This is a genomic window from Nitratireductor sp. (genome assembly GCF_017794765.1).
GTDB lineage: Bacteria > Pseudomonadota > Alphaproteobacteria > Rhizobiales > Rhizobiaceae > Nitratireductor.
In genome coordinates this window covers 2,476,389-2,501,990 of record NZ_CP051236.1, presented here as the reverse complement: position 1 = coordinate 2,501,990, position 25,602 = coordinate 2,476,389, and the positions used below count along the sequence as shown (strand labels likewise).

Sequence of the window (25,602 nt, the reverse complement as noted above, 5' to 3'; positions counted from 1 at the left end):
CGCCTCCCTAGCATCCAAACAGGTCGTTCCAAAAAACAAACCCCATGAATGCGAGAACGGCGAACAGACCAACACGGTAAACCGCGTCCATGACCTTCTCGGACACGGGACGGCGCATCACAGCTTCTATGGCGTAGAACACCAGATGCCCGCCATCAAGGGGGGGAATGGGCAAAAGATTAAGAACGCCTATCCCGACTGACAATAATGCAACAAGTTGCACCAGCCATTCGAACCCGAGTTGAGCCGCTTTTCCGGCCATGTCCGCGATCTTGACCGGCCCGCCAAGCTGGCATCGATCTTCCCGACCGGCCACGAAGCGCTTGAGAAACTGGCCGGTGCGGTAGATCACATAGCCGGTTTCACGCACCGCTTCACCGAGCGCCTCGATGGGACCGAACTCGATCAGGCGGGGCTGGCCCATCTCCTGATCGTTGACGACACCGATCACGCCAATCCGCACTGTGTTGCCCAGGGCATCCTTCTGTTCGAGAAGCTCAGGCGTGGCTTTCAGGACCACTTCCTCTTCGCCCCGGCGAACAATGAACGCCAATTCATCGCCTGCGCGGCCCGAAACGATGCGCTGGACATCGCCAAAGGTGCGCACCTGGCTTCCGTCGACCGAAACAAACCGGTCCCCCGGCTGAAACCCGGCGACAGCGGCGGGAGTGTCAGGGCGCACTTCGGCGACCATCGGCTCCATGACATACCGACCGAAGCCAGCAAACATGACCGCGAACACGGCTATGGTGAGAAGAAAATTGAAGAATGGACCGGCGAACACCGTCGCCGCACGCTTCCATACAGGCTGGGTGTGGAAGGCCACACGCAACTCGTCGGGCGACAGATGCTCGGTTGATTCGGGGTCGGGCGTGCTGGTCACCGACATGTCGCCGGTGAACTTCACATACCCCCCGAGGGGGATTGCCGACAGTTTCCAGCGTGTGCCGTGCCGGTCGTTGAACCCGAAGAGCTCAGGGCCAAAACCGATCGAGAACGCCTTCACCCCAATGCCGCACCAGCGGCCGACGAGATAGTGTCCCATTTCATGAACGAACACGACCACAGTCAGAACGAACAGGAACGGGATGATCGTTCCGACCAAAAGGCCGTTCGTGCTGAAAATGGAAGTCATAAAGTCGATCACGTCAGTCTCACTCGATCGCGGTTTGCTTCAGTGTTTCAATCTGGAAAAACTATCGGGACTTTCAGAAGGTCTGCCGCATTGTTCCAATAAGTTTCCGGTTAACGCGGACACGTGCCCCAAAGAGCCTCCCGAATCCCGGCTTACCCACACTCCATGCCATCGCGGCAGATCCAAGGCAAATGGTTCCGGGTTCCTAAAACCTGAAAAGAGCGTGAGCCGGGTAGTCTCCTCCGCCCAACAGCGCCGCCAGAAGATAAAGGGCAAGGGCCGCCGCCATGAGCCCGTCCACCCGGTCCATCACCCCGCCATGGCCGGGAATGAGATTGCTGGAATCCTTTACGCCACTGCGGCGCTTCAGGGCCGATTCGAACAGATCGCCAATCTGCGATATCACCGCCAGGACAAGTGCGATAAGGGCAATCAACACAGTGCCATAAGCCGCACTCTCATGGAGTGCGAATGCGCCGCCTGCAAGCACGGCGAAAACCGTGCCGCCGACCGCGCCGCTCCATGTCTTCCCCGGGGAGATGGAGGGGGCAAGCTTCGCCCCACCTAGGGTTCGGCCGGTAAAATAGGCCATGATGTCCGTTGTCCAGACGACTGCGAACAGAAACAGGATCGCAAACAGCCCCGACCGGTCATCGGCCCTTAGATGAACAAGCGCCAATGTGGGCGCGGCTGCATAGGCAAGCCCTGCAACCATTCCAAAGCCGGTTCTGGATGCCCAGCCGTGCATTGCGAGGATGAAAAGTGCGGCCGCCAGACCAAGAAACAGCATCGAAGCCGACTGGTCGAAAACCATCAACGTCATGACCGCAGCAAGCAATGTACCACCGAGAACGGTGTGCATGCTGGCGCCTCGCTCCGGGCGCATGGCGCACCATTCATAGAAAATCGCGCCGGCCATGGCCGCGCCCATCAGGCGAAAAGGCAAACCGCCAAAATAGGTAATCAGCAGAACGGCGAAGCCTAGAACGACCGCCGAAATGATACGCAATTGCAGATTGCTTCGCGGGCGGCGGGGCGCCGGCATTTCTCCCTCGCCACGCCCGTTCATAGGACGGCTTCGCGCGCTCCGACGCCGCCAAAGCGGCGTTCGCGGGCATTGAAGGTGGTGATGGCAGTTTCAAGATCCGCGCGACCGAAATCCGGCCAATGACAGGGCAGAAAAACGAACTCGGCATAAGCGGCCTGCCAAAGGAGAAAGTTCGACAGACGCTGCTCACCGCTTGTTCTGATGATCAGATCCGGATCGGGAATGCCGGCGGTATCGAGGTAACCACCGAAAGCTTCCAGATCGACCGCATCGGCCTCCAGTCGGCCCGATTGCACGTCATGCATCAGTGCTTTCGCAGCCCTCAAAATCTCGTCGCGAGCGCCGTAGTTGAAGGCGATCACCAGGTTCATTCTGGTGTTCTCCGCCGTGAGATTTTCCGCCTCCAGCAACAGCGACCTGATGTCCTTTTCAAGGTTCTCCCTGTCGCCGATGATGCGCACGCGAACACCGTTCTGATGCAGCTCGGCAAGATCGCGGCGAATGAACAGGCGCAAAAGCCCCATGAGGTCGTTGACCTCAGAAGGCGGCCGCGACCAGTTTTCCGACGAAAAAGCGTAGACGGTGAGCCAATTAATGCCCAGTTCGCCAGCCGAACGCACGGCGCTGCGCAGCGCTTCCACACCGGCGCGGTGCCCGGCCCGGCGCGGGAGGCCCCGCGCTTCGGCCCAGCGACCGTTTCCATCCATGATTATGGCTATGTGCGCCGGCTTCAAATGCTACTCTCCCCTCGCCTCGTGAGCACGCTGCAGTGGCTAAACCTGCATGATTTCGGCTTCCTTGGCGGCGAGCAGCTTATCGATGGCCGAAATCGTCTCATCCGTCATCTTTTGCACCTGATCGGACTGCGCGTGCAGCTCATCCTGGCTTATGTCGCCATCCTTTTCGGCCTTTTTGAGGTGCTCCATGCCGTCGCGGCGCACGTGACGTGCCGCAACCTTCGCGTTTTCCGCGTATTGATGCGCGATCTTGACGAGTTCCTTGCGACGCTCCTCATTGAGCTCAGGCAAGGGAATACGCAGCGTCGATCCGTCCATGATCGGGTTGAAACCGAGATTCGATTCGCGGATGGCCCTGTCCACGGCGTTGATCATGCTCTGATCCCAGACCGCGACCGAGATCATGCGCGGCTCCGGTACAGAAACCGTCGCAACCTGGTTGATCGGCATCGCCGAGCCATAGGCCTCCACCTGAATCGGGTCGAGAAGATTGGCGGAAGCCCGGCCCGTCCTCAGCGAAGCCAAGTCGTGCTGGAAGGCACTCGTCGCCCCGTCCATACGCCGCTTTAGGTCTTTAAAATCAACGCCGTCGGCCATCATCAAATCTCCTTACGCACCGGCACGCTGTTCTGGTTCGGCGTCATCGGACACGATGGTGCAATGTCCGCCGCCTTTCAAGATGGCGTTGAACCCGCCCTCTTCATGAATCGAGAAAACGATTATCGGAATGTGGTTCTCGCGCGCAAGAGCAATCGCAGCAGTATCCATGATGGCCAGGCCATCTCTGATCACCTGAGCGTGACTGAGTCGCTCGTAGCGCGTCGCATTCGGATCCTTGCGCGGATCGGCGGAATAGACACCGTCGACCTGTGTTCCCTTGAAGAGCGCATCCGCGCCGATCTCCGCCGCCCTGAGTGCTGCCGCCGAATCCGTTGTGAAAAACGGATTGCCGGTGCCGCCTGCGAAAATCACCACCTTGCCTGCATTCATGTAGCTCGTGGCCTGGCGCTGTGAGAAGCTCTCGCAGAGCTCGGGCATGGCAATGGCTGACATGACCACGGCATCGACACCCATCTTCACCAGAGAAGTGCGCAGCGCCAGAGAATTGATGACGGTGGCGAGCATGCCCATGTGATCGCCCGTTACCCGGTCGCCGCCCTTGGAGGCCACTGCAACGCCCCGGAAGATGTTGCCCCCGCCGATAACGACTCCGACTTCGACGCCCAACCTGCGCGCTTCCAGAATATCGCGGGCGATGCGGTCCACCACAGACACATCGATGCCGAACCCCTGCTCGCCCATCAGGGCCTCGCCGGATGCTTTCAGGACAACGCGCCGGTAGCGTTTCTCAGTCATCTTCAAAGTCTCCAAATTTGACCCTGCGTTACACGAAGGGCGCCGCGTTGTCACGCGGCGCCCTTCGTCTTCAAACAGCTATTCGCCGGTCTCAGGACTTGACGGCAGCAGCCACTTCAGCCGCGAAGTCGGTCTCCTCACGCTCGATGCCTTCACCAAGCGCGAAACRGACGAAGCTCACGATCTTTGCCGGCGCGCCGATTTCCTTTTCGGCTTCGGCAAGCGCTTTCTCGACGGTAAGGTCCGGGTTCATCACGAAAGCCTGCTTCAGGAGAACAACCTCCTCGAAGAACTTGCGCAGACGGCCTTCGACCATTTTCTCAATGATGTTCTCCGGCTTGCCCGACTGACGAGCCTGGTCGGAGAAGATGTCCTTCTCACGGGCAACGGCTGCCGGATCGACATCGGCTTCGGTCAGAGCCAGCGGATTGGTCGCTGCCACATGCATGGCGACCTGACGGCCGAAAGCACGGGCCGCGTCGGCATTGCCCGTGGTCTCGATGGCCACCAGCACACCGAGCTTGCCAAGACCGTCGGTCACGGCATTGTGGACATAGCTTGCAACTGCACCATTTTCGACGGACAGCCTGGCCGAACGGCGCAGCGTCATGTTCTCGCCGATCGTGCCGATGGCGTCCTTTACCGTGTCGGCTACAGACTTTCCCGTGGCGGGGTAAGTTGCGGAGGAAACTGTCTCGATCGAGCCGTCCGTACCGAGAGCGACGGTAGCGATGTTGCTCACCAGTGCCTGGAAAGCATCATTGCGGGCAACGAAGTCGGTCTCGGAATTGACCTCGACGACGACAGCACTGTTCGCGTCGGATGCAACGCCGATCAGGCCCTCGGCTGCCGTGCGGCCAGCCTTCTTGTCGGCCTTGGCAATGCCCTTCTTGCGCAGCCAGTCCATGGCTGCTTCCATGTCGCCATTGTTCTCGGTCAGGGCCGTCTTGCAGTCCATCATGCCTGCGCCGCTCTTCTCGCGCAGTTCCTTGACCATTGCTGCTGTAATGCTCATCGTCGCCTCTTCATCAATCTTGTTGAGCATCTCCGCTTTTCGCTGAAACGCGAAAACGCTCTATCTCGTTGTTTTCATGCAACTCCGGACGGAAAGCCGATCTGCAGCATTCCTGGAATTGCTCTAACAAAAACGGCCGCGAAGCCTGTTGTCTGCCGCGCGGCCGTTGCAGGGAATCAGCCCCACATTTTCGGAACGGCGCTGGTTAGGCGTCCTTGTTTTCTTCTGTTGCCGGCGTTGCGGCTTCATCGTCGAGGGTCGGCTCTGCAGGAGCCTCGACGGCCTCGCCGATATCAAGGCCAAGGGCGCCCTGCTGGCGCTCAATGCCGTCGATCGCTGCCTTGGCTACGAGATCGCAATAAAGAGCGATAGCACGCGCCGCATCGTCGTTGCCCGGAATCGGGTAGTCGACGACATCCGGATCGCAGTTCGAATCGACGATTGCGACCACCGGAATGCCAAGACGCTTGGCCTCCTGCACGGCAATCGCTTCCTTGTTGGTGTCGATCACGAACATCAGGTCCGGCGTGGAACCCATGTCGCGAATACCCCCGAGAGCACGGTCGAGCTTCTCACGCTCGCGCTCCAGATTCAGGCGCTCCTTTTTGGTGAAGCCCTGAGCATCGGCTGCGAGCAGTTCGTCGAGCTTGCGCAAACGCTGGATCGAGTTGGAGATCGTTTTCCAGTTGGTCAGCATGCCGCCGAGCCAACGGGCATTCACATAATACTGTGCCGAACGCCTGGCAGAATCGGCAACGATCTCGGACGCCTGACGCTTGGTGCCAACGAACAGAATACGGCCGCCCTTGGCGACGGTGTCTGAGACGGTCTTCAGCGCCTGGTGCATCAGCGGCACGGTCTGGCTGAGGTCGATGATGTGAACATTGTTGCGGGCACCAAAGATGTAGTTGGACATCTTCGGGTTCCAGCGGTGGGTCTGGTGACCAAAGTGAACACCAGCTTCCAGAAGCTGGCGCATGCTGATATCGGGCAGTGCCATTCGTTATCCTTTCCGGTTGAACCTCCACGGACCGTCAGGCGGAAACCGCCACCGGAGGCGCTGGTCGGATGTCTCCCGACCGGAACCAAGATCCGTGTGTGGAATGCGCGCGCATATAGAAGCTTATGGCGCATAATGCAAGCGTTTGGCCGGCAAATGGGCCTATTTGGTGCAATCGGCCCCGTCTTTCGTCTCATCGAACATCGTCAGATCGACAAGCTGGCCGCGAATCGAAAACTCATCATAGTTCATCTCGAGGCTTCGCGTGACGCCGCTCTCATGCAGTAAAAAACTTATCTCGTAATCGGGCAAAGCCTCGCCACGCTCCTCGGTTGGATCGAAATAGGCAATGCTTACCGGCCAGTAGGACTGGTTCTCGAGCCGAGCGGCGGCCGATCGCTCCGGGTCGTTTTTCTCAATTGGTTTCGCCTTGCCGATCGTTACCGAGGTCATCATCACCCGATCAGCATCTTCGGAGCTGTCGTAGAGCGTGGTCTGATAGAAGCCGCCGCCGGATTCGGCCTTTGCCAACACTTCTTTCATGTGCCGTACGGGAAACTGTGTCCGCTCGAGCTTCTCGCTGCGACGTTCAGGCCTGGACAGCTCCACCAGCGTCTCGCCCTCTTCCAGACGGGCGACACCCTTCACCTCCCGGTCCAGCATGTTGTCGAGATACATCTTGTTGACGAACTGGAAGACCTTTCCCTCACCATCCTCATAGGTGGTGGTCTGCTGGTCCGAAAGCCGCGATGCATCATCCGTTTCCAGACGCATGACGAAACGAAAGGTGGTGGTGTACCCCTCGCAGACCGACCCGGCGAACTCGTAGACCATGCGCCCGGAAATGCCGTTTATGCCCGATCGATCGCTCGCCTGCTCCAGTGAGAGGTCATAAATGGCCCGATGCGGCAGCAATTTCGGCGCCGCCTGAGCGAGGCTTGCCCCAGCGACCGGAACAGAAAACAGGGCCAAGGCAAAAAGGCGCAATGAGCGCATGAACGACCTCCGGTATTCGGCATTTTACGGTCGGAGCACATCGTGACCGTCTGGATGGTTCCGTTTGAACGAGAGTCGTGGCGGAAGCGTGGCAAATATGCAACCTCTCCCCCTGCGGCACATTCCCCCTCAGTGTGGATATGATTGCGAAAGTGTCGCAACTGACGTTTAGTTTTGTCTGCTACGGATTTGCCGTGGTGACACACATTGAAATGCCGGGAGACCAATATGGCACGTGAAATCGAGAAAAGATTGCTGGAACTGGGTGTCGAACTGCCCGAAGCGGCAGCGCCTGTGGCTAATTACGTGCCCTTTGTGCAGACCGGATCGTTGCTGATGACCTCCGGACAGCTTCCCATCAAGGACGGCAAGCTGATGGCGATGGGGCTTCTTGGACGTGAACTGGGAACCGAGGCCGGCAAGCTGGCAGCCAAATGGTGTACGGTTAATGTGCTCGCACAGGCACGGGCAGCCCTTGGCGATCTGGAACGGATCAAGCGTGTGGTCCGCATTTCCGTCTATGTGGCCTCGACCCCGGATTTTACCGACCAGCATCTCGTCGCCAACGGTGCTTCGGATTTCCTTGTGGCCGCTCTTGGAGATCGCGGACGCCACGCGCGCGCTGCTGTCGGCATGGCTTCCTTGCCCATGAATGCGCCGGTCGAAATAGACGCCATTATCGAGGTCGCCGAATAATGCCCGTTCTGGACTGGCTGACCGCACGCCCCATAGCGCATCGCGGTCTGCATGACATGAACCATGCGCGCTGGGAAAACACGCTTTCGGCGTTTGAGGCAGCCGCTAGTGCCGGTTATTCCATCGAATGTGACGTGCATCTATCATCTGACGGTGTTCCCATGGTCTTCCACGATCATGCGCTGCGTCGACTGACAGGGCAGGATGGAACGATCGCAGGAAAACTGGCGATCGAGATGGGCGCATTAAAGGTCGGCGACACCGCCGATCATGTGCCAACGCTGCGCGAGATGCTCACACTGGTGGCGGGGCGTGTTCCGGTGGTGATCGAGCTGAAGGGCGCAGAAGGGCATGACGATGCACTTGTCGCCAACGTGACTGAAGCACTGCGGGGGTATTCCGGCTCGGTCGCCCTGATGTCTTTTGATCACCGCCTCGTCCGCCAGCTCGCACATTTTGCTCCCCATCTGCCACGCGGGCTGACGGCGGAGGGGCCTTCCCCAGCAGCGATGGAGGGACATTTTTCCATGCTGGCGCATGATATTTCCTTCGTATCATACGCAGTGGATGAATTGCCGAACCCGTTTGTCACCTTCGTGCGCGAGCGCCTTTCCATGCCTGTCATCACGTGGACGGTGCGCGATCCGGAGGCCATCAAACGTACCTTTGCATACGCCGATCAGATGACGTTCGAAGGGTTCACGCCCTGACCGCCGCCGCGTGGCGGACCTCTTGAAGCGCTCCCCATGCGCGCTTAGTTAAACCTATGACGAAAGCAAAAACGGATGCGTCCATGTCGGGCGAAGTGACGCTAACGGTTTCGCCGTCGCTCGCCGATGTGCCGGAAGCCGACTGGGCGCCACTTACCGGAGCTCGCCGGGACGCGGCGGAAACCTCCTACAACCCCTTCGTGTCCCACGCCTTTCTTTCTAGCCTGGAAGACAGCGGGTGTGCTGTGCGCGAAAGCGGATGGCTGGGTCAGCACCTGCTTCTGCGGTCCAGCGAGGGCACCCTGCTCGGCGCGGTTCCGTGTTACCTCAAATCGCACAGCCAGGGAGAATATGTTTTCGACCACGGCTGGGCAGATGCTTTCGAACGTGCCGGCGGCCGGTATTATCCAAAACTGCAGATTTCAATACCTTTCACCCCTGCGGGCGGTCCCCGCCTTCTGGTTCGCGACGGCGCGCCTCTGGAAACCGTTCGGCAGGCGCTCGCCGAAGGGATCAGGACGCTGACGGAGAGGCTCGGCATTTCATCGGCCCATGTGACCTTTGCAACCGGCGACGACATCGCGGCGCTCAAATGCGCAGGGTTTCTCTTGCGAACCGACCAGCAGTTCCATTTTTTCAACCGCGACTACCGCACCTATGATGATTTTCTCGACACACTCGCTTCACGCAAACGCAAGGCCCTTAAAAAGGAGCGTCGCACCGCTGTCGAAAACGCGATCGGGATCGATTGGCTGACAGGCCGTGACCTTACCGAGGCCGTATGGGACGATTTTTTTAAATTCTACACGGACACGGGAAATCGCAAGTGGGGCCGGCCCTATCTCAACCGCCGCTTCTTTTCGCTGATCGGCGAACGCATGGCCGACGACATCCTCCTGGTCATGGCGCGAAGGAATGGGCGCTACATTGCCGGCGCCATCAACTTCATTGGCTCAGACACGTTGTTCGGTCGAAACTGGGGGTGCATCGAACACCACCCCTTTCTGCATTTCGAGGTCTGCTATCATCAGGCGATCGAGTTTGCCATTGCGCGCGGGCTGAGGCGGGTGGAAGCCGGGGCACAGGGCGAGCACAAGCTCGCGCGCGGCTACGAGCCGGTCACCACGCGGTCGGCCCATTTCATTCCCCATCCCGGCCTGCGTCGCGCGGTGGCACAATATCTGGAGATGGAGCGGCGCGACGTGGCAGAAATCCAACGCGTTCTGGAAGCGCACACGCCGTTTCGCAAAGGCTGAGCCTGATCAGTGCATGACGGATTTCGAGAAGAGATTGATCACCAGTACACCAGCAATGATGAGACCAACGCCCAGGAGTGCCGGCACATCGAGCGCCTGCTGAAACCACAGCCAGCCGATGGCGGTGATGAACACGATCCCGGCGCCTGACCATAACGCATAAACGATGCCGACCGACATGGTGCGCAGTGTCAACGAGAGGAAAAAGAAGGCAACCGCATAGCCGATGAGCGTGACCAGTGAAGGTGCGAGGCGCGTGAACCCTTCCGTCTGCTTAAGTGCGGTTGTCGCAACCACCTCGAAAAGAATGGCAACGATCAGATAAAGATAGGTCACGCTCTGCACCTTTTAAAAACCCGGCTTGGAAAACCCCGGCGAATCGGCCTGTGTCAGGAGTTGACGGCACGGACATTAGCGCAGAAAAATGCCGCCGCAATTGCCCGAGACGAGAGGTTCCCATGACCAGTGCCGCCTATGACAAGGACAACGTTTTCGCCAAAATTCTGCGTGGCGAACTTCCCTCTCACAAGCTCTATGAAGACGACGAAACATTCGCGTTAATGGATATCATGCCGCGTGGCGATGGCCATTGTCTGGTGATCCCTAAAAGACCCGCGCGAAATATCCTCGACGTCGAGGAAGACAGTCTTGCGGCCGTGATGCGCACCGTGCAGAAACTTGCGCGCGCGACAAAAGCTGCCTTCAACGCAGATGGCGTGACCATTCAGCAGTTCAACGAGCAGGCGGGGGGCCAGGTCGTGTTCCATCTTCACGTCCACATCATTCCGCGCTTTGACGGGGTTGCCCTGCGCCCGCACACCGGCGAGATGGCGGATCATGCCGTTCTTGCAGAGCAGGCGGAGAAAATCCGCGCCCAGCTCTAGGGGAGATCGCCACAGGAGCGGCAGTCATCAGCCGATCAGGTAAAGCCCGATCAGAAGAACAGCTTCGGCGACGGCGATCCCGGCGAGAATTTGTTTTCGTGACAGGAGGTAGGCGGCAAATCCTGCGATGGCCGCCCCCACCCGCAGCGCAAGGGAAGAATCGGCGAGCGCGCCGGAAGGAAACACGATGAGATTGGCGATCACGGCAGCCACGAGGGCGGTCGCGATACAGCGCACGAAGACGAGGATGTCGGATTCATCAGACATCTTGCCGCCGAGATAGACACCCAGGTAGCGCCAGGTATCGGTTGCAAGCCAACCGGCAAGAAGAATGAACAGATAGGGCCACCACCAGGTATCGAGCGCGTCGAAACTCACTTGCCTGTCCCTCGTTTCAGACGCGTGCGGTGCCAGACATAGGCGGCGCCACCGGCAATGCAGCCTGCGGCAAGAAGGTCGAAACCGGGCAGCAGCAAGTGAAACACCGGTCCGCTGAGCAGTCCCAGAACCATCGCCACGTGCCCTGCCCGTTCACGCGCCGAGCCCCAGAGAGATGTCAGGAAGTAAATCGGCGTCAGGAAGAAAAGCGCTGCCGTCACTTGCACCGGCAGACTTTCGGCAAGAAGGAAAACGGTCGCCACCACACCCATATTCACCAGCACAAGCGTGGTTCCGATACCGGTGTAATAGGCCGTTCTGAGATCCCTCGGCACATTCCTGAAACTCTCCATGGCGAGAACCCATGAAGTAATCGCCACGAAGTGTGAAAGAGCGTACAGCACCCATTTCCGGGTACGCGGCCCGCGCATCTCCGGGGTCAAGGCAACAACCATCGGAGCCAGACGTACCGAGGAAAGCGCGACGGCGAAGGCTGCAGCAATGAGGCTGTTGCCGGCGATCATCGCGCCGATCAGCACCACCTGTGCTGGCAATGCCCAAACAACACCAGTCATGAAAACAGTCTGCGGCAAGGTAAGCCCGGCCTCGCGTGCAAGGCCGGCAAAACCCACAAAGGCGCTCACAAGCACCAGGCCGGGAACCGAGAAGCAGCGGCGCACCCCCCGCAGATACCAGCTGATGTGGCTTTCTTCGCTGCCTGATTCGGCTGTCGTGTTCTCATTCATCGGCGCACGACCTAGCACAGCATGACGCGGCGTGCGATACGACGAAGGCGTGGGTGCTTGGGACACCCACGCCTTCGAAATTGGTCCACTTCAGGCCTGCGCCCGATCATCAACCCTTACGCGGCAATTGCGGCACCAGGCTGCGCTTGGGTGGTTCCTTCGGCTTCTGTGCCTTGGGTTTCGCCGCCGCTTTGGGCTTGCGGGTTTTCCTGGCAGCGGGTTTTGCCTTTTTTCTGGCCGGCACCTCGTCGCGGGGCTTGATTGGAGCATCGTCAGGGACCGCATCGAGTTTCAGACCGCTCTCACCAACATCATCCTCTGCGACCGTAACCCGTACCGTACCGCCCTTCTTGAGGCGGCCGAAAAGCACCTCCTCAGCCAAGGGCTTCTTGATGTGCTCCTGTATGACGCGGCCAAGTGGGCGTGCGCCCATCCGCTCGTCGTAACCCTTGTCCGCCAACCAGGCGACCGCCTCCTCCGACAGGTCAAAGGTAACGCGGCGCTCGGCGAGCTGCGCCTCAAGCTGCATGACGAATTTCTGCACAACCTGATGGATGACCGGAACCGGCAGAGAGCCGAACGGGATAACGGCGTCGAGGCGGTTGCGGAATTCCGGCGTGAAGAGGCGGTTGATTGCCTCCATATCGTCGCCTTCGCGTTTCGACGATCCGAAACCGATGGCCGGCTTGGCGAGATCGGCTGCACCCGCATTGGTCGTCATGATCAGGATCACATTGCGGAAATCGATGCTCTTGCCATTGTGATCGGTGAGCTTGCCGTGATCCATCACCTGCAGGAGGATGTTGAAAAGATCCGGGTGCGCCTTCTCGATCTCATCGAGGAGAAGCACGCAATGCGGATGCTGATCGACACCGTCGGTCAGCAGGCCACCCTGATCGAAACCGACGTAACCCGGCGGGGCACCGATCAGGCGTGAAACCGTATGGCGCTCCATGTATTCCGACATATCGAATCGCAACAATTCGACGCCAAGCGATGCAGCAAGCTGTTTGGCGACCTCGGTCTTGCCAACACCCGTGGGGCCCGAGAACAGATAGGAGCCGATCGGCTTTTCGGGCTCTCTCAGACCGGCACGCGCCAATTTGATCGCAGAAGAAAGCGCGGTGATGGCGGCATCCTGTCCGTAAACGACACGCTTCAGTTCGTCCTCAAGCGTCGCCAGAACCTTCTCGTCATCGGCCGAAACGGTTTTCGGAGGAATGCGGGCCATGGTAGCGATCGTGGCCTCGATCTCCTTGACGTTGATCGTCTTGCGGCGTTTCGCTTCCGGAAGCAGCTTCTGCGAAGCACCGGTCTCGTCCAACACGTCGATCGCCTTGTCTGGCAGTTTGCGATCGTTGATGTAGCGCGCCGATAGTTCGACCGCGGCCTTCACCGCTTCGTTCGTGTAGCGAACCTTGTGGAAGTCCTCGAAATAGGGTTTCAGACCCTTCATGATCTCGATCGCATCCTCAACCGTCGGTTCGCTGACGTCGATCTTCTGGAACCGACGCACCAGAGCGCGATCCTTCTCGAAGAACTGGCGGAACTCCTTATAGGTGGTCGAGCCGATACAGCGGATCGCGCCGGACGATAATGCGGGTTTCAAGAGATTGGATGCATCCATTGCGCCGCCAGAAGTCGCACCGGCGCCAATCACGGTGTGGATTTCATCAATGAAAAGGACCGCACCGGGAAAATCCTCCAGCTCCTTCACAACCTGCTTCAGACGTTCCTCAAAATCGCCGCGATACCGGGTGCCCGCCAAAAGCGAACCCATATCGAGCGCGAAAATGGTGGCGTCTGCCAGCACATCCGGCACATCCCCCTCGACGATGCGCTTGGCGAGCCCTTCGGCAATCGCCGTCTTGCCGACGCCGGGATCCCCAACATAGAGCGGATTGTTCTTGGAGCGGCGGCAAAGCACCTGAATCGTACGATTGATTTCGGGCGCGCGCCCGATCAGCGGATCGATGCGCCCGGCCCGCGCCTTCTCGTTGAGATTGACACAATAGGCCGTAAGCGCATCCTGCGCCTGCTTCTTCTTGTTGCCGTCTTCAGCCTCTGCACCAGGTGCGCCGGACTCCTCGTCTTCTGCACCACGCGGCGTTCTTGCCTCCGACCCGCCAGGCCGTTTGGCGATGCCGTGACTGATATAATTGACCGCGTCGTAACGCGTCATCTGCTGTTCCTGCAGAAAATAGGCTGCATGGCTCTCGCGTTCGGCAAAGATCGCGACGAGCACATTGGCGCCCGACACTTCTTCGCGTCCCGACGATTGCACATGGATGACGGCGCGCTGGATAACGCGCTGAAACCCGGCAGTCGGCTTGGAATCCTCATCGTAGCCCGTGACAAGGTTGTCGAGCTCGCCGTCAATGTATTTGATCACTGTCTCCTTGAGCGCATCCAGGTCGACATTGCAGGCGCGCATCACGGCTGCGGCGTCCGAATCGTCGATCAGCGCAAGAAGCAAATGCTCGAGCGTTGCATACTCATGGTGGCGCTCATTGGCGAACGTAAGCGCCTGATGCAGTGCCCGCTCCAAGCCTTGGGAAAAAGCCGGCATTCAGTACCTCATTTCTTTTCCATCACGCATTGAAGCGGGTGCTGGTGTTGTCGGGAGAAGTCCATCACCTGCGTTACCTTGGTCTCAGCCACTTCAAACGTGAACACGCCACATTCACCAACACCGTGATTGTGTACGTGCAGCATAATTCTGGTCGCGGCTTCGCGATCCTTCTTGAAGAAGCGCTCAAGCACATGAATGACGAACTCCATCGGGGTGTAATCGTCATTCAGCAACAATACACGATAGAGGCTCGGTTTCTTCGTCTTGGTTTTCGTACGCGTGATGACCGCAGTTCCGCGATCGGAACTGTCACCATCTTTCTCGCCATCCTGCATTCGCCAGACGTCGTGCTGCATGGCTTCACCGATATTCAAAAATTCCATTCCCTATGCCGAGCCCTTACGTGGGACATGTAGGTACCCTTCCGACAATTTTAAGCCCTTATCCGTTCCTGACAATATGGGTGAAGGGGTTTTGCGTTCAAAACTACGCCATCATCAACCTGGATGGTTCAGACATTCATTCCAACCGGCATCCGGGCCGGTCAATCATTCGATTTCGAGTCAATGTTAAGAAATTCCGTCAACGAATAGCTCACCATAAACGGATTGGTAACGCCGCCGCCGATAGGGTGATGGGAAATGGGCCTGCGAGTGGGGATGCCTCGCGGCCTGAAACCAGATGCAAATGGGTGTAATCGTGCGTCAGGCGTTGTTGGGTAGAGCGAATCTTGTGCGGCTCTCAGGCAAGATTCTCACTGCACTTTTCATTTCCGGTATCGTCATGCTGGGCGCGGCAGAACAGGCTTCTGCGAACGCCAAATATGCTGGCATCGTCATGGATGCGAAGACCGGCAAGGTTCTCTATGAATCAAATGCCGATGCTCCACGGTATCCTGCCTCGCTGACGAAGATGATGACCGCCTACATGATCTTCGAGGCACTTTCGACAGGCCGCATCAGCAAGGATACCCGCATTCCCGTGTCGCGGAACGCAGCGGCCGAGCCACCGACCAACATCGCGCTGCGTCCCGGAGACAGCCTGACTGTGGACCAGGCCATTCGGGCGCTGGTGACCCGTTCGGCAAATGATGCTGCGACCGCCGTGGCCGAGTTTCTCGGCGGGTCGGAAGCCAAGTTCGCTTCAATGATGACAGCGAAGGCGCGACAGCTCGGCATGTCCCGTACCACGTTCAAGAACGCGCATGGTCTGCCCAACAGCCAGCAGAAGACAACCGCGCGCGACATGGCCAAGCTCAGTATCGCCCTGCGCGAGCATTATCCGCAATATTACAGCTACTTCCAGACCAGGTCCTTCACCTACAAGAAGCGTCGCTACGGCAACCACAATCGCCTGCTTGGGCGGGTCAAGGGTGTCGATGGAATCAAGACTGGTTATACCCGTGCTTCCGGTTTCAATCTTGCCAGCTCCGTGCAGGCGAATGGCCGCAGCATCGTTGCCGTGGTCATGGGCGGCCGCACGTCACGCAGCCGCGATGCGCACATGGCAGATCTTATCGAACGCTACCTGAACCAGGGGTCGACCGGACGTGATCGCATGCTGATCGCCAAGGCTCCCGGTGGTGCCCGCACCGCGCTCGCTGCAATGATCCCTGGCAGACAGGTTCCACTGCCGACCGAACGGCCCGAAGTGGAAACGCTTACTGCTTATGCGCCCGAGCAGCCGATTAAGGCCGCAACTGTGGTCAGCGCCTCCGCGCCACGCCCGAGCGCTCCGGTCGCTGCCGTCGATCCCATGCCGACGGCTTCTACGGCGCCAGAAGCGCAGGGCGCGGGATCCATCGGTGGCTGGGTCATTCAGGTTGCCTCGATGCCCAGCGAGGATGAAGCGCTGATGTTCCTTGCCGAAACAGAAAAAAAGGCAGGAGCAGTGCTCGCAAGCGCCGTGCCGATCACCGAGACCTTCGAGAAGGGTGGTGTGACCTACCACCGCGCCCGTTTTGTCGGGTTCGCGAGCAAGTCCGACGCCTGGGGGGCCTGCGCGTCGCTTAAGAAGAAGAGCATCTCCTGCTACGCCGTGCAGCAGTAAGACCGGAGTTTTTGATGAGTCAGGATAGTGTAGCGCGTACCGGGAACTCACTCATGAGCGGACAGCAAAACGTCGCGGGCCTCGTTGATGCGGGCAGCAAGAGACGAGGTACCTCCCATGTCGGGATGCAGGCGCTGCATCAGGCGGCGGTGAGCCTCTCTGATCTGCGCAACGGACGCACCTCTTTCAAGACCAAGGACCTCATAGGCCTCCTCCTCGGTCATGGGGCCCGTGCCCGACGCAACTCCCTCCCCCCGGTCGCCATTCGGTTGCGCGCCATCGCGCCAGGTGGGGAATTCGCTGTCAAGATAGGTTTCCAGAAGCCTTAGGCTCTCTTCATCGCTTTCAAGCTCCGTATAGAGCGAAAGCAGCTCCTCCAGTGTCATCTCTGCGAGCCGGCGCCCTTCGTGCCGGCCGGCCAGAACCACCCCGGACAATGTTCCACTATCGTGATCGAGCTCCATTTCGAGCGCTGCCGAACGCACCGTAGAGCTCTGGCCAGGCTTCTTTTTCTGTCCCATCTTCAAACGCGCGGAACCGAACCAGGCGGCCGCAGCAGAAATCAACATTCCCCCGATCCCTGCCCTGCCGGCGAAAAGCATGATGACACCGGCAAGCGCCAGCAAAGCCGGACCGGCCATCCGCAAAGTGTTGGCCACCCGCTTCGGGTTTGCATTCAAGAGCGCGAAGCTGCCCAAAGTCAGTAGCAACAAGAGCGCGAAGAAGAAGAACGGGAAGCTCATCGGTCTTTGTTATCGCGCAGATGTTCCAGCATCCTGCGATCCTCGGGTCTGTTCCGGTCGCGGAGTGCCTTGAGACCGCCCGTCGCATACACCGCGACGGCGGACAGCAGTCTGCCGAGTTCGGCCGCGGACCGCGAATCGAAGCGAAACCATGCCCCCTTCGACAGACGGGCGATCTCGCGGAATGCCCGTTCAGCAATCGGATCCTGCCCTTCCTGAAAGACGAAAACCGGCACGCCGCTCAGGCCAAGACGCCCGGCCTTGTCCGATAGATCGTCGACGCTCTCTTCCATGGCGTCGCCAATATAGACGAGCGCGTTTACCTTCTCGCGTGCGGTTTCCTTGAGAGCGTGCGCCAGAACCTTGCCGATCTGCGTGTGGCCGCCACGGCAGTCAATCCTGGTCATGAGCGTTTTCAAAGCTTCGGTATCACGCACGAAACGCGAGGCGCGGCTTTCGCCAAAACCCCGGAAGTAAACGAGCTGGACATTGAGTGAGCCCGCTTTGCCCACGGCATCGAACATCTCGGCCTGAAGTTTGCAGGCAAGATCCCAGGTGGGCTGCCGGCTCATTGTCGCGTCCAGCGCAAGAATGAGCCGTCCGCTGCCGGGACCGCGCAGCGGCGCAAGTGCGCGCGCCTGCCGCACGAATGCATCAATGGCTCCCGATGGTGATCGGGTGTCGGCGGGCTTTGTCTCTGCGCGACGCGGCGCGGGCATTTTCTTTTCGCTCATAGGAAGAAAGATGGGCGTCCTCGAACTGGTTGCAAGGCTCATCGTAAGCCTGCGCCAGATCGGGCGCTACAGCAAGCCGAGTTCTGTCAGTTCGCGGCGCAGTTCCAGAGGCATTTCCGCATCATCTCCGGCGCTGCCGAGATCCTGTGGCGCGTCCTTTGGCTCGAGATATCGCCAACCCTGGAAGGCACGGCGTGGCTGAAACTGCGTGCGCACCAATTTGGGCTCCAGCACCAGATGACAGCGCGACACACCTTCTGCATCACGGAACGGCCGAATGTCCAAAAGTCTTTGACGGCACTGAACCGTGCCTTTGATCACCCAATATAGAGATCCGCCTTCGGTCAGCTCTTCGACACGCTTTGGCACCATGCGCGTGGTGTGAAACTGCTCAGCCGGCTCGCCGCGTGCCTGCTTTTCCCGCAAGCGAAGCACGATCCAGTCCTGCAACTGCTCGACGCTTTCGCAGCCGACGCACAATTTGATCAGGTTGAGTGCCATTGTTCAAATGTCGGGCGCTGCCCTGCCGAGGTCAAGCTCGATGGCCGGCTCTCCACAGCGTTGAGAAATATTCAGCATTCCACGACGTTGACCGCCAGTCCGCCCAGGCTCGTTTCCTTGTAGCGCTCGTTCATGTCCACGCCGGTCTGCCGCATCGTTTCCACTGCAGCATCAAGCGAAACAAAATGCTTCCCATCGCCCTTGACCGCGAGAGAAGCGGCCGTAACAGCCTTGACCGAGCCGAGAGCATTGCGCTCGATGCAGGGGACCTGGACGAGCCCTGCGACTGGGTCGCAGGTCATGCCCAGGTGGTGTTCGAGCGCGATCTCAGCGGCGTTCTCCACCTGTTCGGGTGTACCACCCAGCACGGCGGCAAAGCCCGCTGCCGCCATGGCGGAAGCCGAGCCGACTTCGCCCTGGCAACCGACCTCCGCTCCGGATATGGACGCGTTATGCTTGACAATGCCACCGATCGCGGCTGCCGTCAGAAGGAAATCGCGGATACCGTTGGCATCGGCATCGACATGAAACTTCTGCCAGTAACGCATGACCGCAGGCACCACGCCCGCCGCCCCATTGGTGGGTGCAGTCACCACGCGGCCGCCGCTGGCGTTTTCCTCATTCACGGCCATGGCGAAAACGGAAAGCCAGTCGTTCGCCGCAAGGGGATTGGGGCGATTTTGACGCCAGTCTTCATCCAGCCTGTCATGCAGCTGCCGCGCACGACGGCGCACATTCAGGCCGCCGGGCATGATGCCGTCCTGCGAAAGGCCGCGTTCAATGCACGCGTCCATGGCCTGCCAGATGCGGTCCAGACCGGAATCGAGCTCCGCCCGGGTCATATGTGCTTCTTCGTTCGCCCGCTTCATCTCGGCGATCGATAATCCGCTTTCGGCAGCCATGGCCAGCATTTCGCGAGCGCTCGCGAAGGCGAACGGCACATTGCCGGCCTCAGGCTTGCCTGCATCGCTCTTTAGTGTCTGCAACTCTTCCTCGGAAACAACGAAACCGCCGCCGACGGAGTAATAGATGCGTCTCAAAAGGAGCCTGCCATCCGCGTCATAAGCATTGAATGCCATGCCATTCGCATGACCGGGGAGAGCCACTTTCTTGTCGAGCACGAGGTCGCTTTGCGGATCGAACTGGTATGGCTGATGCCCTTCAGGCCGGACCATCTTCTCGGCTGCAATCCTCGCGAGCTGTTCATCCATGCGATCAGGATCGACCGTCAGAGGATTGTAACCTGCAAGTCCCAGTATTACGGCCCGGTCCGTGCCGTGGCCCACACCGGTAAAGGCAAGGGAGCCATGCAGGCTGACACCCAGCCGGTGCACGACACTGCCGGTCGGGCGCGGCCAGTCATCGCCGGCGACCTCGGCCAGAAACCGCTCCGCCGCCGTCATGGGCCCCATCGTGTGCGAACTGGAGGGTCCGATGCCGATCTTGAACAGGTCGAAAACGGAAAGGAACATGGGCGAAGGCTCCGGATGTGGCCAGACGAGGAACTCCCGCGGTGTGCAAGCCCCCCAACGATGGAGAAGGAGCGCGCTGACACGACCGCGACACCGCATGATGTAGGCGATTTCCCCAAACAAGCAAAGGGCGCAGCGATTGTGCTGCGCCCTGTGACTTTAAAGAACCGATGTTGTGCGGTTTTGCTGGTAGTTCAGCTTGCCGTTGCTACGACCGCTGCCGTTTCGGCGCCAATCAAGAGCCATGCCAGAAAGATGATTCCCGCAAGCCCGATCACTGCTTTGGCGGTTACGCCCCAGCAGGATCTCTCAACGCTATCGTCCATGCATATCCCGTTTTTCTTAATTCAATCTCCGAGCGGGATAATCCCGATCGCCGATCTGTGACCGCGGGAGATACTCCTCCGCGTAGGCTTCCGCAAGTCCAAAAACGGCGAAATCGCGACCAGAGAACTGTTGTAAAACCCCGGAAAAAGAGGGTTTATCAGCATAATCAGGGACTTGTGCCGGTAAAGGAATTTTCAACAGGTGTGGCAAAATGCGGACATTTTTGCTGCAATGCACCATCTCTCGCCCTGAAAGGCACTCGACTCACGGCGCGGAAGGCTTTGGCCCCGGAAATAGCTCATCCGTTCTGCCAGCTACTCGATAGGCCATTAGGCCGATCCACTCACGTATGCCAAGGGTCGTGTTCCGCAGGGAATCAAGTGCGTTGTCTTCAGCCAGGCCCGGCGTTTCGTTGCCGGCCGTTTTGTAATCCACCGGCCAGGGCGTTACCGGAAGTCCGGCTTTTCGGAACACACCGACAGCGCGTGGCATGTGAAAGGCGGAGGTGACGAGAAGCCAGGTCTCGCCTGCGGCCGGCTCAACCAGTTTTCTGGAGAAAACGGCGTTTTCATAGGTGTCGCGCGAACGGTTTTCCAGAACAAGGCGGTCTGCAGCCACGCCAAGCGCGGTCAAGAGACGCGGTGCGGTGTCCGCATCGCCCTCTCCGGCCAGAAAGACAGCGCCCTGCCCTCCAGAGATCAGGATCTTAGCCTGCGGAAACCGGCGCGCGAGGATCGCGACTTCGACAAAGCGATCCCCACTGGAGTTTAGCTCATGGCCGCCCCGCGCCATGTTGATGGAGCCTTCCAGTCCGCCGCCGAGAACAATGATGCCATCGACGGAAACAGGTATAGGTACGGGCTTCTGAAAACGATCTTCAAGGGGCCCGAGCACCAGTGCACCGAGCGTCGTCCATGCTGAAAGAACAAGCACCAGAAAGGACAGGCCGCCCGCCGCCATGGACAGGCGGCGCCAACCGAAAAATGCGGTGAGAAGCGACACTGCGATAAGGATCGCAACAAGGCTGAGGGGCTGAAGGAACAGCCAGCCTATTGCGGAAACGAGGTGGAACATGGCGCGGCCCCTGTTTTAGAACAAAGCCGCACCATGATGACTACCACCACCTGTTCGGTGCAAAACGCCCCGCGGCCTGTTCGATCACATGCGCCGTACGGAACAGTGTCTCTTCGTCAAACGGCTTGCCTATGAGTTGGAGGCCGAGCGGAAGGCCTTTTGGGTCGAGGCCGGCCGGTACGGCAATCCCGGGCAAGCCCGCCATGTTCACCGTGACGGTGAAGATGTCGTTGAGATACATCTTTACCGGATCGGACGCCATATCCTGATCCGCGATGCCGAAGGCCGCCGAAGGTGTAGCTGGCGTCAGGATGGCATCGACGCCCTGATCGAACACCTGCTCGAAGTCGCGCTTGATAAGCGTGCGCACCTTCTGTGCCCTGAGATAATAGGCATCGTAATAGCCCGCAGACAGCACGTAGGTGCCGATCATGATGCGGCGCTTGACCTCGCGGCCAAAACCGGCCGCACGGGTCTGCTCATACATGTCGGCAATGTCCCTGCCGGGCACGCGCAGGCCGTAGCGTACGCCATCATAGCGCGCCAGGTTTGACGAGGCTTCGGCAGGCGCAACGATATAGTAGGCCGGCAGCGCGTACTTGGTGTGCGGCAGGGAGATATCGACGATCTCCGCGCCCGCATCGCGCATCCAGTCAATGCCCTTCTTCCAGAGCGCTTCGATTTCCTCCGGCATGCCGTCGAGACGGTATTCACGCGGGATGCCGATCTTCAGGCCTTTGACCGACTGGCCAATGGCAGCTTCGTAATCCGGCACCGGCAGGTCGACGGAGGTGGTGTCCTTGTCGTCCACAGAGGCCATCGATTTCAAGAGAATTGCCGCGTCGCGGACGTCGCGCGCAATCGGCCCTGCCTGATCAAGTGAGGAGGCGAAGGCCACCGTGCCCCAGCGCGAGCAGCGGCCATAGGTAGGTTTGATGCCGACCGTTCCGGTGAAGGCGGCGGGCTGGCGGATCGACCCGCCCGTGTCCGTTGCGGTGGCACCCGCACACAGGAAGGCGGCCACAGCGGCGGCAGACCCACCCGACGAACCGCCTGGAACGAGATCGGCATTGGAGCCTTCGGCGCGCCAGGGATTGATGACCGGCCCGTAATAGGAGGTTTCGTTGGACGATCCCATCGCAAACTCATCCATGTTGAGCTTGCCGAGCATCACCGCGCCATCCGCCCACAAATTGGCCGTGACGGTGGATTCGTATTTGGGCTTGAACCCGTCAAGGATGTGGCTTGCTGCCTGGGTGTGAACGTCCTGCGTTGCAAACAGGTCCTTGATGCCGAGCGGAATGCCTTCCAGGGGACCGGCTTCGCCTTTTGCAAACTTTTCGTCACTCGCCTTTGCCATGGCGCGTGCCTTGTCATGTGTGACAGCCACATAGGCGTTGAGCTTTTCGTTGGCTGTATCGATGGCCGAAAGATAGGCCTCGGTCAGCTCGGTGGCGGTGAAGGCCTTTGTGGCCAGCTTCTCGCGCGCTTCGGCTATTGTGAGTTTGGTGAGCTCTGTCATGGAAGATCCGTGAAAATCCGGCGGCCCGTCAGGGCAAATGGGTTGGGAAGCGGGGCGTTCTTATTCGACCACTTTGGGCACGACGAAGAAATTGTCTTCCGAGGCCGGCGCATTGGCGACGATATCGTCAGCCTTGTTGCCGTCGGTCACGCCGTCCTGACGCTTCTTCATCGCCATCGGAATGACGGAGGTCATCGGCTCGACGCCCTCCACATTCACTTCATTCAACTGCTCGACGAAACCGAGAATGGCATTGAGTTCACCCGTCATGCGCTCGGCATCGGCCTCGTCAACGGCAATGCGGGAAAGGCGCGCAACACGCTTCACGGTATCGATGTCCACGGACATGGTTTTCTCCAGGCGCTTATTGGCTGCGCCCCGGCTATAATCGGCACGCGGGCGGCGTGCAACCGCCAACGCGCTCCGACGCACCGGATTTGCTAAAGGGTTATGCTCTCGCCGACTTTGAGCGTCGGTACGTTCACGCCCGATCCTTCCATTCCGTCGATGAATTTCTGCGCCGTTTGATCGATGATCGGGAACGAGCCAAAATGACAGGGCAGAACCGTCTCGAACTTGAAGTAGCGACGGCAGGCAAGAGCAGCCACAGCGCCCCCCATGGTGAAGCGGTCGCCGACGGGTACAAGACCGATTTCGGGCTGATGCAACTCATGAATCAGCGCCATATCGCTAAAAATATCGGTGTCGCCCATATGATAGAGCGTCTTTTCATCGGGGAAATGAAGCACCAGGCCTGCAGGATTGCCCAGATAGGTGTTCGCACCGCCCTCGCCCGAAGAAGATGAGGAATGCTGCGCGTTGACAAAGGTGGTGGTGAAACCGCCGCAATCGACCGTGCCCCCATGGTTGCCGGGGTTGATCCGGCTCTGGTCGACACCTTTACCCACAAGAAACATGCAGATCTCGAAATTGGCGACCAGCATCGCTCCGGTGCTTTTCAGAATATCGACCGCATCGCCGATATGATCGTCATGGCCGTGGGTGAGCAACACATGGGTCACGCCATCGGACGGGCCTTCCCATCCACCGCTCCAGGAGGGGTTGCCGCTGAAAAACGGATCGATCAGGATGTGTGCGTCACCCGCATCCACGCGAAATGCCGAATGGCCGTACCAGGTCAGCTCCATGCGATTGTCCTCCATTGTCTCTGTCGCGCAGCGCACTCGATGGCGGCTATCGCACATCGGCAGCTTTCCGTGTAACCGGTGCAGCGCTAAAACGATCCCTCAGTCCTAATCGGAGAAGATGGTTTTGTCAGTGGTTGACCTGCAGGAACTCCCCGCTTTTCTCGAAGCAGGCCAGACACTGGCCGGCCTCGATCTCGGCACCAGAACCATAGGGCTTTCAGTCTCCGATCGAGGCCTGTCCCTTGCCACACCACGGCAGGTGATCATGCGCAGGAAGTTCACACAGGATTCCGAAGCACTGATTGCGGCTTTCGAGCGCGACAATGTGGGCGGGATTGTCATCGGCCTGCCGGTGAACATGGACGGAAGCGAAGGACCGCGTGCGCAGTCGACGCGCGCCTTTATCCGCAATTTCGAGCGGCTTACCGACCTTCCCGTCGCCTTCTGGGACGAACGCATGTCGACGGTCGCTGCGGAGCGAGCCCTTCTGGAGATGGATGTGTCACGGAAAAAACGGGCCGAGCGGATCGATTCGGCCGCTGCCGCCTTCATTCTTCAGGGCGCACTCGACAGGTTGCGCGCTTCCGGGCCCGCCTCATCCACACGATAAGCCGCCCGTTTCTCTTTGAACCAAGTCCACAGGGCGCGCCGGCGCCGGAACGCGATGATGGCCAGAAGGATGAAGCTGTCGAGCACGCAGGCCCGGGCTACCATGCCTGGAATAATGGTCGGGTCGATGCCCAGAATGTTGCCGTAAATCCGAAACAGCAGGTCATTCATCTCCCGGCTGAAAAAGCCGAGGCCGAAGTTGATGTCATGATAGGACAGTCCATACCATCCCCAGAACAGGCCGAGCGGGAGCGCCCAGAAAATCAGAAGATAACGCATTACGGGCTCCGATGATCGTTGGCGGGCGGCGAGAAACGCAGCCGCTGCCTGCGGGCAACACGCCACGCCATGGCTTCGTGAGCGGCATCAATAATCTGCAGTGTCGAGACCCGGGACATGGGCGCTGCGGCCGGTACGGTTTTTTCCTGTTCCGCGATCCCCTCCTCCCGCCGCATCACCAGATGAGACGCCAGAACAGCGAGGAATTTCATCGTTGTGGCGGTCGAGGGCGAGAACGCGGTTGCATTTGAGGAAAGCCCTGCATGAAACACGTCGACAAGCAGCATGACCAATGCAGCGGCGCAGGCCAGTCCGGCAACGTTTGCCGTCTCGTGCCGGTCTCCATTTTCAAGCACAGACACAAAGAGCGTCCACGTGAAAAGCGCGGCCACCAGCGCGTTGCCCAGCACAATACCCAAATGGCCGAAGAATGTTGTTGCTTGCCAGGCGGTCTCAGCACCCAGAGCGCCAGCGGGCACGATAATGCCTTCGGCCTGCGCGGCTGACCAGGCGGCCAGACCGAAAATGACGGCCCAGTAGACAGACAGAAGGATAGAAAATGTGCGGTTCATGACTCTCGTTCCCGGATAAAAGTCACACTGAACCGCCGCAAAT

30 protein-coding genes are annotated in these 25,602 nt (G+C 59.3%); 7 read left to right on the top strand and 23 right to left on the bottom strand.

Annotated features, from left to right (window positions below):
* Window positions 1-7 precede the first annotated feature (7 nt).
* The 8 genes from rseP to HF949_RS11810 all read right to left on the bottom strand — a co-directional run bounded on the left by rseP (window position 8) and on the right by HF949_RS11810 (window position 7,287).
* A complete protein-coding gene (rseP, locus tag HF949_RS11845) occupies window positions 8-1,147 on the bottom strand; it encodes an RIP metalloprotease RseP (protein ID WP_292895511.1) in 1,140 nt (379 codons plus the stop codon).
* A gap of 193 nt (window positions 1,148-1,340) precedes the next feature.
* Window positions 1,341-2,180, bottom strand: a complete 840-nt coding sequence (locus HF949_RS11840; RefSeq protein ID WP_292895509.1) for a phosphatidate cytidylyltransferase — start codon at window positions 2,178-2,180, stop codon at window positions 1,341-1,343.
* Between the two features lie 20 nt (window positions 2,181-2,200).
* Window positions 2,201-2,917 carry an isoprenyl transferase gene (locus HF949_RS11835; RefSeq protein WP_292895507.1) on the bottom strand — a complete coding sequence of 239 codons (717 nt, stop codon included), beginning with the start codon at window positions 2,915-2,917 and terminating at the stop codon, window positions 2,201-2,203.
* A gap of 39 nt (window positions 2,918-2,956) precedes the next feature.
* Complete coding sequence (gene frr / locus HF949_RS11830; protein WP_292900148.1) at window positions 2,957-3,517, bottom strand: ribosome recycling factor; 561 nt, start codon at window positions 3,515-3,517, stop codon at window positions 2,957-2,959.
* Window positions 3,518-3,529: 12 nt separating this feature from the next.
* Window positions 3,530-4,276 carry a UMP kinase gene (pyrH, locus tag HF949_RS11825; RefSeq protein WP_292895505.1) on the bottom strand — a complete coding sequence of 249 codons (747 nt, stop codon included), beginning with the start codon at window positions 4,274-4,276 and terminating at the stop codon, window positions 3,530-3,532.
* Window positions 4,277-4,367: 91 nt separating this feature from the next.
* Window positions 4,368-5,291, bottom strand: a complete 924-nt coding sequence (gene tsf / locus HF949_RS11820; RefSeq protein WP_292900147.1) for a translation elongation factor Ts — start codon at window positions 5,289-5,291, stop codon at window positions 4,368-4,370.
* 205 nt (window positions 5,292-5,496) lie between these two features.
* Window positions 5,497-6,291 (bottom strand): 30S ribosomal protein S2, encoded by a 795-nt coding sequence (rpsB, locus tag HF949_RS11815; RefSeq protein ID WP_292895503.1) that lies wholly within the window; start codon window positions 6,289-6,291, stop codon window positions 5,497-5,499.
* A 162-nt stretch (window positions 6,292-6,453) separates the two neighbouring features.
* Complete coding sequence (locus tag HF949_RS11810; RefSeq protein WP_292895501.1) at window positions 6,454-7,287, bottom strand: cell envelope integrity EipB family protein; 834 nt, start codon at window positions 7,285-7,287, stop codon at window positions 6,454-6,456.
* A 228-nt stretch (window positions 7,288-7,515) separates the two neighbouring features.
* Between HF949_RS11810 and HF949_RS11805 the strand changes: the two genes are divergently transcribed.
* The 3 genes from HF949_RS11805 to HF949_RS11795 all read left to right on the top strand — a co-directional run bounded on the left by HF949_RS11805 (window position 7,516) and on the right by HF949_RS11795 (window position 9,949).
* Window positions 7,516-7,983 carry a RidA family protein gene (locus HF949_RS11805; RefSeq protein ID WP_292895499.1) on the top strand — a complete coding sequence of 156 codons (468 nt, stop codon included), beginning with the start codon at window positions 7,516-7,518 and terminating at the stop codon, window positions 7,981-7,983.
* Window positions 7,983-8,693 carry a glycerophosphodiester phosphodiesterase gene (locus tag HF949_RS11800; protein ID WP_292895497.1) on the top strand — a complete coding sequence of 237 codons (711 nt, stop codon included), beginning with the start codon at window positions 7,983-7,985 and terminating at the stop codon, window positions 8,691-8,693. The genes HF949_RS11805 and HF949_RS11800 overlap by 1 nt, the downstream gene beginning before the upstream one ends.
* A gap of 83 nt (window positions 8,694-8,776) precedes the next feature.
* The gene (locus tag HF949_RS11795) at window positions 8,777-9,949 is read left to right on the top strand and encodes a GNAT family N-acetyltransferase (RefSeq protein WP_292900145.1); all 1,173 of its coding nucleotides are present in this window, start codon (window positions 8,777-8,779) and stop codon (window positions 9,947-9,949) included.
* 6 nt (window positions 9,950-9,955) lie between these two features.
* On the opposite strand, the gene HF949_RS11790 is transcribed toward HF949_RS11795, so the two are convergent.
* The gene (locus tag HF949_RS11790) at window positions 9,956-10,285 is read right to left on the bottom strand and encodes a DMT family transporter (RefSeq protein WP_292895495.1); all 330 of its coding nucleotides are present in this window, start codon (window positions 10,283-10,285) and stop codon (window positions 9,956-9,958) included.
* Between the two features lie 122 nt (window positions 10,286-10,407).
* On the opposite strand from HF949_RS11790, the gene HF949_RS11785 reads away from it, so the two are divergent.
* Entirely contained in the window at window positions 10,408-10,833 is a 426-nt protein-coding gene (locus HF949_RS11785; protein WP_292895493.1) for an HIT family protein, read from the top strand.
* A gap of 27 nt (window positions 10,834-10,860) precedes the next feature.
* Here HF949_RS11785 and HF949_RS11780 read toward each other — a convergent pair whose 3' ends face one another.
* From HF949_RS11780 to clpS, 4 genes are all read right to left on the bottom strand, one after another.
* Window positions 10,861-11,211: an AzlD domain-containing protein gene (locus HF949_RS11780; protein ID WP_292895492.1), complete on the bottom strand. Its 351-nt coding sequence runs from the start codon at window positions 11,209-11,211 to the stop codon at window positions 10,861-10,863.
* A complete protein-coding gene (locus HF949_RS11775) occupies window positions 11,208-11,957 on the bottom strand; it encodes an AzlC family ABC transporter permease (RefSeq protein ID WP_292895490.1) in 750 nt (249 codons plus the stop codon). The genes HF949_RS11780 and HF949_RS11775 overlap by 4 nt, the downstream gene beginning before the upstream one ends.
* 109 nt (window positions 11,958-12,066) lie before the next feature.
* Window positions 12,067-14,526 (bottom strand): ATP-dependent Clp protease ATP-binding subunit ClpA, encoded by a 2,460-nt coding sequence (gene clpA, locus HF949_RS11770; protein WP_292895488.1) that lies wholly within the window; start codon window positions 14,524-14,526, stop codon window positions 12,067-12,069.
* An 8-nt stretch (window positions 14,527-14,534) separates the two neighbouring features.
* Window positions 14,535-14,864 (bottom strand): ATP-dependent Clp protease adapter ClpS, encoded by a 330-nt coding sequence (clpS, locus tag HF949_RS11765; RefSeq protein WP_229448042.1) that lies wholly within the window; start codon window positions 14,862-14,864, stop codon window positions 14,535-14,537.
* A 352-nt stretch (window positions 14,865-15,216) separates the two neighbouring features.
* Between clpS and HF949_RS11760 the strand changes: the two genes are divergently transcribed.
* The gene (locus HF949_RS11760; protein ID WP_292895486.1) at window positions 15,217-16,578 is read left to right on the top strand and encodes a D-alanyl-D-alanine carboxypeptidase family protein; all 1,362 of its coding nucleotides are present in this window, start codon (window positions 15,217-15,219) and stop codon (window positions 16,576-16,578) included.
* Window positions 16,579-16,625: 47 nt separating this feature from the next.
* On the opposite strand, the gene HF949_RS11755 is transcribed toward HF949_RS11760, so the two are convergent.
* From HF949_RS11755 to HF949_RS11740, 4 genes are all read right to left on the bottom strand, one after another.
* On the bottom strand, window positions 16,626-17,321 hold the full coding sequence (locus HF949_RS11755) for a DnaJ domain-containing protein (protein WP_292895484.1): 696 nt from the start codon (window positions 17,319-17,321) through the stop codon (window positions 16,626-16,628).
* Window positions 17,318-18,055: a VWA domain-containing protein gene (locus tag HF949_RS11750; RefSeq protein ID WP_292895482.1), complete on the bottom strand. Its 738-nt coding sequence runs from the start codon at window positions 18,053-18,055 to the stop codon at window positions 17,318-17,320. Before HF949_RS11750 ends, HF949_RS11755 begins: the two co-directional genes overlap by 4 nt.
* A gap of 66 nt (window positions 18,056-18,121) precedes the next feature.
* The gene (locus tag HF949_RS11745) at window positions 18,122-18,556 is read right to left on the bottom strand and encodes a DUF1489 family protein (RefSeq protein WP_292895480.1); all 435 of its coding nucleotides are present in this window, start codon (window positions 18,554-18,556) and stop codon (window positions 18,122-18,124) included.
* 71 nt (window positions 18,557-18,627) lie between these two features.
* Window positions 18,628-20,028, bottom strand: a complete 1,401-nt coding sequence (locus HF949_RS11740; protein WP_292895479.1) for an L-serine ammonia-lyase — start codon at window positions 20,026-20,028, stop codon at window positions 18,628-18,630.
* A gap of 60 nt (window positions 20,029-20,088) precedes the next feature.
* Between HF949_RS11740 and HF949_RS11735 the strand changes: the two genes are divergently transcribed.
* On the top strand, window positions 20,089-20,415 hold the full coding sequence (locus HF949_RS11735) for a hypothetical protein (protein WP_292900289.1): 327 nt from the start codon (window positions 20,089-20,091) through the stop codon (window positions 20,413-20,415).
* A gap of 204 nt (window positions 20,416-20,619) precedes the next feature.
* Here HF949_RS11735 and HF949_RS11730 read toward each other — a convergent pair whose 3' ends face one another.
* The 4 genes from HF949_RS11730 to HF949_RS11715 form a co-directional block, all read right to left on the bottom strand.
* Window positions 20,620-21,429 (bottom strand): YdcF family protein, encoded by an 810-nt coding sequence (locus HF949_RS11730; RefSeq protein ID WP_292895477.1) that lies wholly within the window; start codon window positions 21,427-21,429, stop codon window positions 20,620-20,622.
* Between the two features lie 40 nt (window positions 21,430-21,469).
* On the bottom strand, window positions 21,470-22,951 hold the full coding sequence (gene gatA / locus HF949_RS11725; RefSeq protein WP_292895475.1) for an Asp-tRNA(Asn)/Glu-tRNA(Gln) amidotransferase subunit GatA: 1,482 nt from the start codon (window positions 22,949-22,951) through the stop codon (window positions 21,470-21,472).
* Between the two features lie 60 nt (window positions 22,952-23,011).
* Window positions 23,012-23,299, bottom strand: coding sequence for an Asp-tRNA(Asn)/Glu-tRNA(Gln) amidotransferase subunit GatC (gene gatC / locus HF949_RS11720; RefSeq protein ID WP_292895473.1), 288 nt, complete (start codon window positions 23,297-23,299; stop codon window positions 23,012-23,014).
* Window positions 23,300-23,391: 92 nt separating this feature from the next.
* Complete coding sequence (locus HF949_RS11715; RefSeq protein WP_292895471.1) at window positions 23,392-24,099, bottom strand: metal-dependent hydrolase; 708 nt, start codon at window positions 24,097-24,099, stop codon at window positions 23,392-23,394.
* A 124-nt stretch (window positions 24,100-24,223) separates the two neighbouring features.
* Between HF949_RS11715 and ruvX the strand changes: the two genes are divergently transcribed.
* The gene (gene ruvX, locus HF949_RS11710; protein WP_292895469.1) at window positions 24,224-24,709 is read left to right on the top strand and encodes a Holliday junction resolvase RuvX; all 486 of its coding nucleotides are present in this window, start codon (window positions 24,224-24,226) and stop codon (window positions 24,707-24,709) included.
* Here ruvX and HF949_RS11705 read toward each other — a convergent pair.
* Both HF949_RS11705 and HF949_RS11700 read right to left on the bottom strand, forming a co-directional pair.
* Window positions 24,655-24,987 (bottom strand): DUF6105 family protein, encoded by a 333-nt coding sequence (locus HF949_RS11705; RefSeq protein WP_292895467.1) that lies wholly within the window; start codon window positions 24,985-24,987, stop codon window positions 24,655-24,657. The genes ruvX and HF949_RS11705 overlap by 55 nt on opposite strands.
* On the bottom strand, window positions 24,987-25,559 hold the full coding sequence (locus HF949_RS11700) for a hypothetical protein (RefSeq protein ID WP_292895465.1): 573 nt from the start codon (window positions 25,557-25,559) through the stop codon (window positions 24,987-24,989). Before HF949_RS11700 ends, HF949_RS11705 begins: the two co-directional genes overlap by 1 nt.
* Window positions 25,560-25,602 lie beyond the last annotated feature (43 nt).

What these genes read in the sequence shown, in the direction of transcription:
- HF949_RS11705 (WP_292895467.1), bottom strand. Translation starts at nt 24,987, where the DNA reads ATGCGTTATCTTCTGATTTTCTGGGCGCTCCCGCTCGGCCTGTTCTGG.
- HF949_RS11715 (WP_292895471.1), bottom strand. Translation starts at nt 24,099, where the DNA reads ATGGAGCTGACCTGGTACGGCCATTCGGCATTTCGCGTGGATGCGGGT.
- HF949_RS11760 (WP_292895486.1), top strand. Translation starts at nt 15,217, where the DNA reads ATGGGTGTAATCGTGCGTCAGGCGTTGTTGGGTAGAGCGAATCTTGTG.
- HF949_RS11750 (WP_292895482.1), bottom strand. Translation starts at nt 18,055, where the DNA reads ATGAGCGAAAAGAAAATGCCCGCGCCGCGTCGCGCAGAGACAAAGCCC.
- HF949_RS11795 (WP_292900145.1), top strand. Translation starts at nt 8,777, where the DNA reads ATGTCGGGCGAAGTGACGCTAACGGTTTCGCCGTCGCTCGCCGATGTG.
- HF949_RS11745 (WP_292895480.1), bottom strand. Translation starts at nt 18,556, where the DNA reads ATGGCACTCAACCTGATCAAATTGTGCGTCGGCTGCGAAAGCGTCGAG.
- HF949_RS11785 (WP_292895493.1), top strand. Translation starts at nt 10,408, where the DNA reads ATGACCAGTGCCGCCTATGACAAGGACAACGTTTTCGCCAAAATTCTG.
- HF949_RS11840 (WP_292895509.1), bottom strand. Translation starts at nt 2,180, where the DNA reads ATGCCGGCGCCCCGCCGCCCGCGAAGCAATCTGCAATTGCGTATCATT.
- clpA (WP_292895488.1), bottom strand. Translation starts at nt 14,526, where the DNA reads ATGCCGGCTTTTTCCCAAGGCTTGGAGCGGGCACTGCATCAGGCGCTT.
- clpS (WP_229448042.1), bottom strand. Translation starts at nt 14,864, where the DNA reads ATGCAGGATGGCGAGAAAGATGGTGACAGTTCCGATCGCGGAACTGCG.
- HF949_RS11805 (WP_292895499.1), top strand. Translation starts at nt 7,516, where the DNA reads ATGGCACGTGAAATCGAGAAAAGATTGCTGGAACTGGGTGTCGAACTG.
- HF949_RS11700 (WP_292895465.1), bottom strand. Translation starts at nt 25,559, where the DNA reads ATGAACCGCACATTTTCTATCCTTCTGTCTGTCTACTGGGCCGTCATT.
- gatC (WP_292895473.1), bottom strand. Translation starts at nt 23,299, where the DNA reads ATGTCCGTGGACATCGATACCGTGAAGCGTGTTGCGCGCCTTTCCCGC.
- pyrH (WP_292895505.1), bottom strand. Translation starts at nt 4,276, where the DNA reads ATGACTGAGAAACGCTACCGGCGCGTTGTCCTGAAAGCATCCGGCGAG.
- HF949_RS11740 (WP_292895479.1), bottom strand. Translation starts at nt 20,028, where the DNA reads ATGTTCCTTTCCGTTTTCGACCTGTTCAAGATCGGCATCGGACCCTCC.
- HF949_RS11775 (WP_292895490.1), bottom strand. Translation starts at nt 11,957, where the DNA reads ATGAATGAGAACACGACAGCCGAATCAGGCAGCGAAGAAAGCCACATC.
- HF949_RS11810 (WP_292895501.1), bottom strand. Translation starts at nt 7,287, where the DNA reads ATGCGCTCATTGCGCCTTTTTGCCTTGGCCCTGTTTTCTGTTCCGGTC.
- rpsB (WP_292895503.1), bottom strand. Translation starts at nt 6,291, where the DNA reads ATGGCACTGCCCGATATCAGCATGCGCCAGCTTCTGGAAGCTGGTGTT.
- frr (WP_292900148.1), bottom strand. Translation starts at nt 3,517, where the DNA reads ATGGCCGACGGCGTTGATTTTAAAGACCTAAAGCGGCGTATGGACGGG.
- gatA (WP_292895475.1), bottom strand. Translation starts at nt 22,951, where the DNA reads ATGACAGAGCTCACCAAACTCACAATAGCCGAAGCGCGCGAGAAGCTG.
- HF949_RS11735 (WP_292900289.1), top strand. Translation starts at nt 20,089, where the DNA reads ATGGAGAAGGAGCGCGCTGACACGACCGCGACACCGCATGATGTAGGC.
- HF949_RS11755 (WP_292895484.1), bottom strand. Translation starts at nt 17,321, where the DNA reads ATGAGCTTCCCGTTCTTCTTCTTCGCGCTCTTGTTGCTACTGACTTTG.
- HF949_RS11800 (WP_292895497.1), top strand. Translation starts at nt 7,983, where the DNA reads ATGCCCGTTCTGGACTGGCTGACCGCACGCCCCATAGCGCATCGCGGT.
- HF949_RS11730 (WP_292895477.1), bottom strand. Translation starts at nt 21,429, where the DNA reads ATGTTCCACCTCGTTTCCGCAATAGGCTGGCTGTTCCTTCAGCCCCTC.